Here is a 12,202-nt window from a genome sequence, read left to right as displayed (position 1 = left end):
TAAGAATAGAGTCATGTTTGCAATGTTAAAAAATATGCTGAACCCTGTAAATGATGGGGCATTGAAGAAGGCAATAGATGAAGGGGCTTTTCTGGTAGATGTGCGTACTCCCGGTGAATTTGCCGGAGGCAGCGTGGTAGGAGCAGTGAATATCCCGCTCAATACTGTTGGCGATCAGCTGAAAAAATTTGATGGTAAAAATAAAATTGTAGTGTTCTGCCAAAGTGGAAACAGAAGCATGCAGGCACAAAATGTATTGGAGCACCATGGCTTTCATAATATCATCAATGGAGGCTCATGGTTACATGTAAATAAAGTAAAAAACGGATAATGCCTATTGCTATGAAAAAGAATGTAGGAAAAATAGATAAGACCATCAGAATTTTAATCGCTCTTACCATCGGGGTGTTGTATTTTACACATGTTATTTCTGGAGTTACAGCGCTTATTTTGGGTGTATTGGCTGTAATATTTGTGATCACCTCATTTGTTAGTATTTGTCCGCTGTATTTGCCTTTTCATATTAATACAAGAGATAAAGCCTAGTAAATATGAGATAGTTTGAATGATGGACTGATTGACAGAAAAAGAGGTTTGCTATTGCAGGCCTCTTTTTTAATTTCATTACATAAAAGTCAATTTTTCACATAAAAAAACATATAATTGGGTAATCTGTTTATTGTGTAAAGAGAAAGATTATGAGTAGAGGGTTTGTAAAAGAAGAAGATCAGGAAGAAATACCCATGGTGCCGCCACGTGCGGATTTGCCTGCTGGTGTAACTAATTATGTTACCAGAAAAGGAATGGACTTATTGCTGGAAGAAAGGGAAGAACTGATAAAGGAAAGAGATAATACCGATAGTGTTAATGAAAATGAAAAGCGAATAGCCGTCAATTTTATTAATGCTAAGTTAAACTTACTCAATGAGAGAATTAACAGTGCCAAGATAGTCCCGGTAGAAGATCAGTCTACAGATGAAGTGAGATTTGGAGCTACGGTTACTTTAAAGATAAAGGGGTAAGCAAATTACAGAAATACCAGATAGTGGGGGTTGATGAAGCGGATATCAACAAAGGAAAGATAGCTTTCATATCGCCAATAGCCCGGTTGCTAATAGAAAAGAAAGTAGGAGAGGAGGCCGTTCTTAAACTGGCAAAAGGAGAACGCGTATTTGAAGTGAAGGCGATTAGCTATGAAGCCTAGCATCTCTTGATTTCTATATGAAAACGAAAGATATTGTGTCAAAAGCAAAATTTAAATCAGAGTGAGGTACTCGCAAGGCTTATTTCCGTGAAATAGAGGCTTTTGAGTACTTCAATGTGACACTCACTAATTCTTGTTACTATTGTTGAAGAAGACCTATTTGTTCATAAAACCCTTATTCAAAAGGGTACTTCAATCCAATAATTGATCTTACCTGATCCATCACTCCAATCAGATCCATGCTTTGTTTTAAGCCCATAGTGGAGCTACTGAGCTTACCATCCATGAGGCACTGGTTTACCTCTTCTATTTCATAGTTAAAACCCATAGGCTTTCGGGCATCTACAAATTCTTCTGAGCCTTCTTCATCATATCGGTGTAGCTTGGCTGTTTTGGCTTCCCAAAAGTTAGGTATTTCGATGTAGCCCTCTGTTCCATAGATATAGCCTTTATTAGGAAATTTATCAGTAACCGAGCTGGTAAGTTGAGCAATTACTCCATTTTCAAATTTAATTTCGATGCTATTGGTCTCATCCACTCCGGTTTCACCTATTATAGCATTGGCCATAATGTCTTTTGGGGTAGATTGAGCGAAAAGCAGTGCCAATGCTATTGGGTAGATGCCTACATCTAGCAAGGCTCCGCCAGCCATATTGGGATTGAAAAGCCGGTGATCAGGAGAGAAATTGCCGGTGAAGCCGAAGTCAGCTTTAATCATTTTTAATTTTCCTATTTGCCCTTCGTTTACCCACTGCTGTGCTACCAAAACTGGTGGCAGAAAGTAAGTCCACATAGCCTCCATAAGGAAGGTTCTCTTTTCTTCAGCCTTAGCAAACATGCCTTTTACCATGTCAGTGTTTACAGAAATCGGCTTCTCGCAGAGCACGGCTTTACCGGCTTCTAAGCAGGCTATTGTATTTTCATAATGTAAATGATGGGGTGTACCAATATATATGGCATCCACCTGCGGATCTTGAAGTAAAGCCTCGTAGCTGCCGTAAGCCTTGGGGATTTTATAAGCTGTAGCCACCTCATTAGCCCTTTCTATATTTCTGGAAGCTATGGCCGCTAATTGCCCGCCTTCGGCAAAAGGAAAATCGTTAAGAAACCGGTGAACAATAGTGCCCGTACCGATTATGCCCCATTTTATCATATTGGTAGTGGTTTATTAATAGTAAACAATAGGCCAATTTTAAATTATTGGCCCATGTAAAGTTATTAAAGTAATTTATGGGATGGTAATAGGTTTGTGTTATTACTTATAAAGTTTGTAGTAGAGCGTTTAAACGGATTTTTTTAAGCCTAAGGTTAACATCACACCATAATGGCGAGCTTTGCTTTCTGAGAAATAGTTGTCATTAGTTATGCTAGTAAGACTATGTTGAAAGGCTACTGAAGTGAATAAATGAATTTCATTACTGAATTGAAGAAGGCCTCCTATTTCAGCCATTCCTGCAAGGTCAAACCTACTTGCCTTTTTGGTGATAGTAGTAGTTTTCCCCCTCTAGAAGTTCGCCTAACGAAGGTTCTGTAATTTCAGCATATACTAGTAGAGATGGTACTAAGCCCACATTACCGAAGGCTGATATTTTAGTAGAGCCAGATTTATAACCTACTTTAAGAGGTAGGGATATATAGTTGTAGTCGTACTCAAAGGTGACCTTCTCCTTGATGTTACTTCCATTATCACTCATAAGATAAGCATCAATAGTATATCCTCTTTGGTTATAAAGTAAGTCTGCTCCAATGAATATGCCAGTGCCCAAATGGTATTCATACCCGACACCAGCAATGAAGCCCTTGCGCGCATCGTTTGGGGAAAATAAACCATCTGACTGTATTTTAGTGATGTTTAGCCCTCCTTTGAGAGATATGAATTGGTCTTGTGCTATGGCTGACCAAGAGATAATAACAAAAAGTAATGTTATAGAAAATTTCCACTTATTATAGGACATAATTTAAAAGGATTTGGGTGTTTAAATGGGAATTATATTTAAGGAGGGTTAATGAAATTCAATACTCACCTGAGTAATCTCATCATTTTCAAAACCTAATAAAATGGGGTTTTTGATCTTCTTCGGGTTATTCATGCACATGCCGGGGATAGGGCAGTTAATTCCAGCTCGGCCAGGTTTTCAATGATTATAGCATGAGAACTTTTGTTTATAAAAATATCTTCTACCTTCAGTTCGCCCTCAAAAGAAGTTTCCGGAAAATTCTTATCACCATCCCAGTTATAATTGAAGCCTATAGATAATACATTACCCTCTACTGTGCTTAGCGCAATACCGAGCTCTTTATAATGGTATCTGCTTTTACCTGTAGGATAGGCCTTATATAATTCCGGTTCACCAAGTAATTTCACTATGTCATCGTAGGTAGTGGTGTTGTCTATCTGTTGGCCATTAATCAGTAACGTGTAGTCAGCCGTGTATTCTACGGTTATAGTTTCCTGTCCATAGCTCATAAGAGTCAATAGGGCGAAAAATAAGGTGGTGAAGATGAGTTTCATTGGTTTGTAGGTTTTTATGTTAGTTAATTATTAGGTTATGATGGATTAAGAGGAGTAGTGTTTTTAAGTAGATGGCTGGGGTGAATTTCCTTTAAAATAAAAAGCGCATCATACTGTTTGGTGACTTTATTTTTTCTTTTGAATTCTACTGGCTTAGTAAGTGGAGTCAGGTATCCCATTCCTGTAGAGGAGGTATAAATTTTCTGGAATAGCCATGCATTAGCCTTTTCCTTTTGAGTAGGCGTTTTTAGATAATGAAGTTGGCCATTCATCTGGTTGATATGCTCAGCTAAGCAATCGGGCATAGGCACTACTTGTATGCTGTCATAGTGAACATGAGCTCTGTCATTGAGGTTTTTCAAGGCAAAACTTCCTGCGTTATAATCAGTACCGATGGCGAAGTATAAATTACCAAGCCTGCGTGCCAGTTTCCTGCCTAGTTCTCTGTTGGTTTTTTTGATATGACCATTGTGGGCTAGCAGAAGAATTTTATTGTCTTTGTTTTCATTGAGTTGATGCAGCGTAGATTTTGCCCATTCTATTACCCTTTGGTTGCCTTTCCATTCTACCGCTAATAACTCAGCCAACCGTGTCATTCTATTAAACTCTAAAAGAGAGCTGGCTTTAACCATTTGGTCATGGTGGGTTCTTAGTTCATTTAATATCGTTTTAGAGGGTGGCTTTAGTTGTTTGTCCTCCTGGGTAGATAGGCTTTGATATAAGTCTGCAGTATTTAATAAAACAGAAGGAACTTGAACCGTGGTTTTTCTAAAATAGGTTATTAGTCTTTTTACAGCGTAGGGCTTTCCAAAAATATCTCCTCCTAAAAATTGAATTTTATTAGCACTTCTATGTTTATTGATGGCTTTTATGTAATCTACAAACTCTATGAATTGAGTGTTATTGTATTCACTGTTTAGTTGATCAGTTAGTATTCTTAGCCCATCTTCATCTTTTCCCAGTACATAATCATTTAATAAGAGTCCTTGTGTATAGGGAAATTCTATAGAGATAATATTAAAATCATGATTTTGAATGAGGTAGGCTGCTAGTTTATATTTCAGAACCTGAAATTCTTTACTTCCATGATTAGCCTCTCCCAACCCTATTATTCTTGTAGAATCAGGAATTACAAGCCTGCTAAACTCTTGCGGTTGAATATCACCAATTTCAGAATTAAAAGAGATAGTATGTTTCTGCAGCCAGTTACGCTCATTGGGTAGCAGTGTATGTTGTGCGTATAGACTGCTTTTTAATAAAAAAAGTAAAATGATGATAAAAAATCGCATAGTAAAAAAGTGGAGTATTTATAGCTCTATTTTACTCTTTAAAACAGTACTCAAATTTAATTAAATAGAGAAAAAATTTAAGTTGATGTAAGTATTATACACTTTATCACCTTTATTGGAGCTTAGTGTTCATAAGTGAATATCAAAATATAATCATGTTTCAAAATAGTTCTCTTCTGGCTGAAAGGCTATTTATTACATTAATAACCAAGTACTGATCATTACTAATGATTTTCTGATTTACCTATTTATAGTGATTTATACGGAAGGTGCACCCTATAATTTTGTGGAGTAGATTTTTAAATCTTTCTGAGAGAAAATGAGTCTGTCAGGCTGCATTCTAACCAATGCAAATTTTAGCTGACTCTGAATCTTAATAAGTGGTTTAAAAACTCTTTAACTGAAAAACATTTGTGTTCTGGCTAAGAGTATATTTTTTTCTGCCCGAACCAAAATCAGACATTAATAATGTAACTATGAACTGGTCTAAATCCACATTTTTATTATTGGCTTTTATTATTTCTTTTTTTGCTCATTCACAGTGTAATGATGTCTATTATTCCGATCTGGATGGTACCAATGGAGTTCTGTTAGAAGGCAGTGAGAGTTCTTCCAATTTTGGATATGATGCTGCGAGTGCAGGGGATATCAATGGTGATGGCATCAATGATATATTGGTTACCGCATCCGTAGCTGATCACCCTGTAAGTGGTCTTCAAAATGTAGGGTCAGTTTATGTGATCTTCGGAGGAGCTGGACTTAGTTCCCCTTTTGCCCCTGCTACTCTGTACGGAACCAATGGTTTCAGAATCAATGGAGTATTGGAAGATGAGTATCTGGGAACATCTGCCAATACTATTGGAGACTTTAACAACGATGGCATTGATGATCTTATCGTAGGGCTCTATGGATATTCAGATGATCTGGGTGCTGCTATGGTTTTGTACGGCAGTACGGATCCTTTTCCTGCCAATGTATCTTATGCCGATCTGGATGGTACGAATGGTTTTTTGATCAGAGGTGAAATAGCAGGAGGTCAATTTGGTTTGGAGTCTGATGGCCTTGGCGATGTAAATGGAGATGGTATACCAGATATCATCATAGGTGCTCACATGTCTCGAATAGATAATAATTCTAATTCGGGAGTAGCCGAAGGGGAGAAGCCTATGTGCTTTATGGAGGAAATAATTTTGGATCTACTTTCGATGTTACAAATCTTAATGGAGCAAATGGATTCATTATACGAAGTTATTCAGGCCTATCAAATTTGGGTTATAAAGTGACCACAGTTGGCGATATCAATGATGATGGTTTCAATGATATTGCCGTTTCTGCATATTTGAGGATAGGCTCAATTTATACTAGTCGGTTGCATGTTATTTATGGTAGAAGTTCATTTTCAAGAGAATTCGAGATCTCTTCTTTAGACGGTTCCAATGGGTTTATGGTAGGATTGTCACGATATGGACCTTTTGGAGGTGATGTCGCTTATGGGGGAGATATAAATGGTGATGCTATAGATGATTTTATCATAGGGAACTATGCGGCAAGTGATGTTGATGGTACTTATAATGGTGCTGCTTATGTAATTTATGGTAGCAATAACCCTGGTGATTTTCCAGCTGATTATGATCTGACAACTCTGGATGGGAGTAATGGCTTTGTAATGAGAGGTCGAGAAGGATTCAATGATAGACTTGGAACCGGTGTGAGCATAGCTGGAGATGTCAATAATGATGGTATTGATGATTTATTAATCTCAGGACGCAGTGCGGGTAGAGCCAATGGAGGTGCTGCTTATGTTCTTTATGGCACTTCAGGAGCTTATCCTGCAGAAATGATATTAGATGATTATGTATCAGATCCCAATCATGGATTTCAAGTGTTTTATAGAGTAAATTATCCGACTTACGGTATAGCTGTTGATGCGCTAGGGGATGTCAATGAAGACGGTTATGATGACTTCATAATAGGCAGTAGTACAAGCTCAACAACTTCGGGGGTGGCCATCGTGTACGGTAATACTTTTGATTTAGATGATGATATTGCACCCACAATAACCTGTCCATCATCTAGCCAGTCGCTTTTTGAAGGATCCACACTTCCTAGTTATGTATCTGAAATCAATGCCTCTGATAATTGTACTTATATAGAAGATTTGGTGATTAGTCAGTCTCCTCCGCGAGGCACTTTGTTTACAGGAGCTGTAGAGGTGACTATGTCAGTAACTGATGGCAGTGGCAATACCACTTCTTGTTCATTTATGGTAAATGAAGCAATACCCAACGCAGATTTAAATTGCAACAGTACAAGTATCAATTATGAGAATTTGGATGGTACGGATGGTTTTAAGGCAGAAGGAGTGAAGACAACTTCACAGTTTGGGAATGATATCGAATACGTAGGAGATTTCAATGGTGATGGAATTGATGACTTCATAGTAGGAGCGCGTGGGGTGTCCGCATCTTTTGGAGGTGAGTACAATAATCAAAATATAGTAGTTGAGGGGAATGCTTTTTTAGTTTATGGCAGATCCACTGGATTTGAAGGATATGAAGATATGGCCTTATTAGATGGAACCAATCGGTTCGTAATAGGTGATTTTAGTAATCTATATACTTCTAGTCAATATTCTGGATATGCTGTGGCAGGTATTGGAGACATCAATGGCGATGGTCTTGCCGATATTGCTATTGGGGATCCTTTTCAGGATTGTGGGCTGGGAAATGAGTGTGGTTTTACTTTCGTGATTTTTGGAAGTAGTACGTTTTCTGATGCTCAGTTTGACTATGCCGATCTGGATGGCACCAATGGCTTTATTCTTTCTGGTGAACAATGGGTCCAATCAGGAATGGAAATCACTTCTGTAAATCTCAATGGAGACAACTATGATGACCTGGTAGTGGCAGCCAGAAGTGGTTCAGGCTCATTAGATGGTAAGGCATATGTGGTTTATGGGAAAGGATCCACGTTCGATGCTATGATCAGTTATGCAGATTTGGATGGCACCAATGGTTTTGTTCTTGAAGGACCAAGTGGAGGAGAAATTAGTCTGCATCTAAGCAATGCGGGAGATCTTAATGGCGATGGCTTAGAAGATCTTGCAGTGATTAGTAACCAGCAAGTTTACGTTATTTATGGGAGTACTACTCAGTCTTATTCATCTACTTATTCATTAGATAATCTGGATGCAAGCAGCGGTGTGGTGATAACCAATTCTTCAGGAAGTTTATCTAATGTTTTTAATGCAGGAGATATTAATGATTCAGGATATGAAGGTCTTTTTGTTAGTGAGGGAAGTTCATATTATGCCATTTTTGGAGGAGCTATTGGAGCAGGAGTGGCATCTTTTGATGTGGCTGATTTGGATGGAACTAATGGTTTCTCCATGACAGGATTTCGTGATCTTTCCTATTCTAAAATGCAGGGAGGTGGAGATTTCAATGGAGATGGTATTGATGATTTTGTGGTTAGAAATAAGGTGGTTTTTGGGAGAAGTACATGGCCAAATACAATAACTAGTAGTGGTCTCCATACAGGGGAGTACTTCAATACTGTTTCAAATTCTATTGGTTCGGTAGCCATCGCAGGAGATATTAACAATGACGGAATCAGTGACGTCATTTCTGGAGCAAGGTATTTATCTCACTATACAGAAGATAGTCAGTTCAATGAGCCTGGAGAGATATATGTTATTTTCGGGTATTCTCCTACCGATGAGGCAGCCCCAGAAATTACATGCCTGAAAGATCAGGAGGTGAATTATGGAGATTCCTTAGTAGATTACACCAGCATAGTTACAGTAACAGATGCTTGTGATCCCAATCCTACCATAGAGCAAAGTCCGGCGCCAGATTCAGTTATTACGGTGAGTACAAAAGTGACTATAACGGCTACAGACGCTTCCGGCAATAAGAGTACCTGTTCTTTTATAGTAGCACCGATAGATGAAGAAGCTCCAGAAATCACTTGCCTTGAAGATCAGGAAGTAGCTTGTGATGTCACTACTTTACCGGATTATCTTTCTCAAATTACAGTAACAGATAATATAGATCCCGATCCTGAAGTAACGCAGAGCCCTGGAGCAGGCACGGCCTTTACAGCTGGAATGACAGTCACCATCACCGCCACAGATTCTACAGGCAATAGTTCCAACTGTTCTTTTGAAGTGGACCTAAAAGAAGATACCGTGGCACCAGAGATAACATGTCTGGAAGATCGTGAAATAGAAGGCGGAAGCAGCCTTTTAGATTATACATCATTAGCCACCGTATCAGATGTTTGTGATGATGATCCTGAAATTACTCAGAGTCCCGCTGCCGGGGCCACTATCACAGTAGCCACAGAAGTGACGCTAACGGCTACTGATGCATCAGGCAACATAGGCACTTGCTCATTTATAGTAACGCCCGTCTTTACAGATACAGAAGCTCCAGAAATCACTTGCCTTGATGATCAGGAAGTAGCTTGTGATGTCACCACTTTACCGGATTATCTTTCTCAAATTACAGTTACAGATAATATGGATGCTGATCCTGAAGTAACACAAAGCCCGGCCGCAGGCTCAGCACTTACTGATGGCATGACCGTAAACATCACTGCTACAGATTCTGCAGGTAATAGCTCTCACTGTTCTTTTGACGTGAACCTAAGTGAAGACACAACCGCGCCCACCATCACCTGCATAGAAAATCAAGAAGTAGAAGGTGGAAGCAGTCTTTTAGATTATACATCATTAGCCACCGTATCAGATGTTTGTGATGATGACCCTGACGTTACACAGAGTCCCGCTGCCGGAGCCACTATCACAGTAGCTACAGAAGTAACACTCTCTGCAACTGATGCTTCGGGGAACATAGGCACTTGCTCATTTATGGTAACGCCAGTTTTTACAGATTCAGAAGCACCAGAAATCACATGTCTGGAAGATCAGGAAGTGGCTTGTGATATCACCACTTTACCGGATTATCTTTCTCAAATTACAGTAACAGATAATATGGATGCTGATCCTGAAGTGACACAAAGCCCGGCCGCAGGCTCGGCACTTACTGATGGCATGACCGTAAACATCACTGCTACAGATGCAGATGGCAATGCTTCAACTTGTGCCTTTGTCGTTCATCAATTGGAGCCAGAATTAGAGGCTGGCGATAATGTGCAGATAGTTTTGGGCAACAGTACTACTTTAAATGCAGAAGCCAATATGCCAGGTAGTTTTCAATGGAGTCCTATAAACGGACTGAGTAATCCTGAAAGCAGTACCACCACGGCCAGTCCGCAATATACCACAGATTATACCCTGCAATTTGTGTCAGAAGAAGGCTGCGAGGTTTATGATTACCTCACTATAGAAGTGGTAGAAGGGGAGACTAAATACGGCCTTTCTCCTGATGGAGACGGCATTAATGATCGCTGGGTGATCCATGGTATAGAAGATTACCCTGAAAACAAAGTATCAATCTATAACCGCTGGGGAGATTTGGTGTTTGAAATGGAAGGCTATGATAATCAGGGCCATTCCTTTACAGGTCAGGCCAACAGGCTTACCGGCTTAGGAGCGGGCGACCTGCCAGAAGGTACCTACTTCTTTAAAATCATGGTACCAGCAGATCATCAGCTAGAAAAAACCAATGGTTATTTGGTGCTTAAGAAATAAAATAGATAAGCCATACACCTAAATCAATGAAACCTGAAGGATGGACCTTAAAGCGTCTGTTCTTCAGGTTTTTTTATGAAAGGAAGCTACTGCAAAACAGGGTCATTTCGACGGAAGGAGAAATCTATGTATTCATGCAGCATAGGCTTTTCAAGCATCTGCTGGTTTTAAGAAGCCACTGTCTACATTTCATAGCTTTTGTCCTTTACTTTTTTGCAATCGATCAAAAAAGTAAAAAGAAAAAGCTACATTACTTCAGAGCTCAGGCGTAGCTGTAGTAGCATTTGAAAGCCGTCATTCCTGAATCATCGAGCATAGCGCAGTGATATCAGGAATCTCACTGTTCGTTAAGTGTTATCTGAACAGCGAGATTCCTGCTCTTCACTTCGTTTCGGCAGGGATGACGATAAATGATGATAGTACTTATAATGGTTATTGCGAACGAAACGAAGTGTAGTGAAGTAATCTCGATGTTACTTTTGCTGTCAGGCGAGATGCAGTATTTCATAGCTTCAAGGTTACTTCGTCATATCTTCCTCGTAATTACCAGATAGGGAAGGTGAGGGGCCGCACCTATAAAGTCACACTGAGCCCCGTCGAAGTGTAGACGACCGGTACTAATTCTTGATTTAATCAGATCTCAACTGTTTTGATCATTTTTATCTACCTGTCATTGTTACGAAGGGAGAAATCTATTAAGGTCATAGCCAAGGCTGCTCCGGTCTACCTCACATAGATGATGATTTGCAATAGTAAGTCTAGGTTCCTTGCTATTCTAGTCTGAAGGTCATAAACACATGAATCTCTCCTGGCGAGAGATGACTTTTGATGAGGGTGTAGTCTTTATCAAGAACTGATCCTAATCGTCAATTACAGGTTGTTTTGATAGAATGGAATCAATGGATATATCGCTTCATGCATATGCGCTGATGGCATTGAGTCTAAATCAACCGGTTATAGGCTTTCTTTTTATATTATAAATGTCAAATTCCGGGTGATGCCAGAAATCTTTCAGTCCCCATGTATTAATCAATTCTATTTCTGATGAATAGATAGGATACAGGCCTGCTGTGCATATTTTGTAATCAAGCCCCAGATCTATATGTAAATAGTCCTCCTTGTTTAAAATAGAAGGAGCGAAAATGAAAAATGCATCCATTTCTGAATCTTCAGCAATGGGCTTTCCATATCTAATAGTATTTCCATAAGCAAACGGGCAACTACCGCGTAACTGAAAAGCCATGTTAGCGGCAGCACGAGCCCATTCTATACTATCAGATTGTACGGTGATCATCAGTTCTGGCTTGCCGTACATCCAGGTAGGATGATCAGAAAAGGATAAACCATAAGTGGCTCCTGTAATCATACCTTGGTCAGGAATGTTATTATATATCCATGTGCTTAGCTGGAAAATCGTCACTAATACCTTCTATGAAACTGTCAGCATTAGCCTGAAATATACCACTGAGGTAGGCGGCATAATTGTCAATTTGTGATTGTAAATCGGGTAGCATAGTACATTGATTTTAGAATGGACAATT

Annotated in this window: 13 protein-coding genes; 6 read left to right on the top strand and 7 right to left on the bottom strand. The window is 39.3% G+C overall.

The features are described 5' to 3' along the window. Positions 1-13 precede the first annotated feature (13 nt). From LVD15_RS26040 to LVD15_RS26025, 4 genes are all read left to right on the top strand, one after another. Positions 14-331, top strand: coding sequence for a rhodanese-like domain-containing protein (locus tag LVD15_RS26040; RefSeq protein ID WP_233778110.1), 318 nt, complete (start codon positions 14-16; stop codon positions 329-331). An 11-nt stretch (positions 332-342) separates the two neighbouring features. Further along, positions 343-546, top strand: a complete 204-nt coding sequence (locus LVD15_RS26035) for a YgaP family membrane protein (RefSeq protein WP_233778109.1) — start codon at positions 343-345, stop codon at positions 544-546. Positions 547-698: 152 nt separating this feature from the next. Next, positions 699-1,022 carry a hypothetical protein gene (locus LVD15_RS26030; protein WP_233778108.1) on the top strand — a complete coding sequence of 108 codons (324 nt, stop codon included), beginning with the start codon at positions 699-701 and terminating at the stop codon, positions 1,020-1,022. Positions 1,023-1,045: 23 nt separating this feature from the next. Then, the gene (locus LVD15_RS26025) at positions 1,046-1,204 is read left to right on the top strand and encodes a GreA/GreB family elongation factor (protein ID WP_233778107.1); all 159 of its coding nucleotides are present in this window, start codon (positions 1,046-1,048) and stop codon (positions 1,202-1,204) included. A gap of 175 nt (positions 1,205-1,379) precedes the next feature. Here the strand turns inward: LVD15_RS26025 and LVD15_RS26020 are convergent, their stop codons facing one another. From LVD15_RS26020 to LVD15_RS26000, 5 genes are all read right to left on the bottom strand, one after another. After that, positions 1,380-2,357: a Gfo/Idh/MocA family protein gene (locus LVD15_RS26020; protein WP_233778106.1), complete on the bottom strand. Its 978-nt coding sequence runs from the start codon at positions 2,355-2,357 to the stop codon at positions 1,380-1,382. A gap of 129 nt (positions 2,358-2,486) precedes the next feature. Further along, positions 2,487-2,654 carry a hypothetical protein gene (locus tag LVD15_RS26015; protein ID WP_233778105.1) on the bottom strand — a complete coding sequence of 56 codons (168 nt, stop codon included), beginning with the start codon at positions 2,652-2,654 and terminating at the stop codon, positions 2,487-2,489. Positions 2,655-2,670: 16 nt separating this feature from the next. Continuing rightward, positions 2,671-3,159 (bottom strand): porin family protein, encoded by a 489-nt coding sequence (locus tag LVD15_RS26010; RefSeq protein ID WP_233778104.1) that lies wholly within the window; start codon positions 3,157-3,159, stop codon positions 2,671-2,673. A gap of 131 nt (positions 3,160-3,290) precedes the next feature. Further along, the gene (locus LVD15_RS26005) at positions 3,291-3,716 is read right to left on the bottom strand and encodes a DUF7738 domain-containing protein (RefSeq protein ID WP_233778103.1); all 426 of its coding nucleotides are present in this window, start codon (positions 3,714-3,716) and stop codon (positions 3,291-3,293) included. Positions 3,717-3,751: 35 nt separating this feature from the next. Beyond that, entirely contained in the window at positions 3,752-5,005 is a 1,254-nt protein-coding gene (locus LVD15_RS26000) for an erythromycin esterase family protein (protein ID WP_233778102.1), read from the bottom strand. 476 nt (positions 5,006-5,481) lie between these two features. Between LVD15_RS26000 and LVD15_RS25995 the strand changes: the two genes are divergently transcribed. Both LVD15_RS25995 and LVD15_RS25990 read left to right on the top strand, forming a co-directional pair. Next, positions 5,482-6,288, top strand: a complete 807-nt coding sequence (locus LVD15_RS25995) for an integrin alpha (RefSeq protein WP_233778101.1) — start codon at positions 5,482-5,484, stop codon at positions 6,286-6,288. Continuing rightward, complete coding sequence (locus LVD15_RS25990; protein ID WP_233778100.1) at positions 6,285-10,661, top strand: HYR domain-containing protein; 4,377 nt, start codon at positions 6,285-6,287, stop codon at positions 10,659-10,661. Before LVD15_RS25995 ends, LVD15_RS25990 begins: the two co-directional genes overlap by 4 nt. 946 nt (positions 10,662-11,607) lie before the next feature. On the opposite strand, the gene LVD15_RS25985 is transcribed toward LVD15_RS25990, so the two are convergent. Continuing rightward, a complete protein-coding gene (locus LVD15_RS25985) occupies positions 11,608-12,081 on the bottom strand; it encodes a suppressor of fused domain protein (protein WP_370687387.1) in 474 nt (157 codons plus the stop codon). Beyond that, positions 12,047-12,175: a hypothetical protein gene (locus LVD15_RS26985; RefSeq protein WP_255763344.1), complete on the bottom strand. Its 129-nt coding sequence runs from the start codon at positions 12,173-12,175 to the stop codon at positions 12,047-12,049. The genes LVD15_RS25985 and LVD15_RS26985 overlap by 35 nt, the downstream gene beginning before the upstream one ends. Positions 12,176-12,202 lie beyond the last annotated feature (27 nt).

It is taken from the genome of Fulvivirga maritima, from assembly GCF_021389955.1.
Taxonomy (GTDB): Bacteria; Bacteroidota; Bacteroidia; order Cytophagales; family Cyclobacteriaceae; genus Fulvivirga; species Fulvivirga maritima.
The sequence above is the reverse complement of the archived record's forward strand: the minus strand, read 5'-3'. Positions and strand labels throughout refer to the sequence as shown.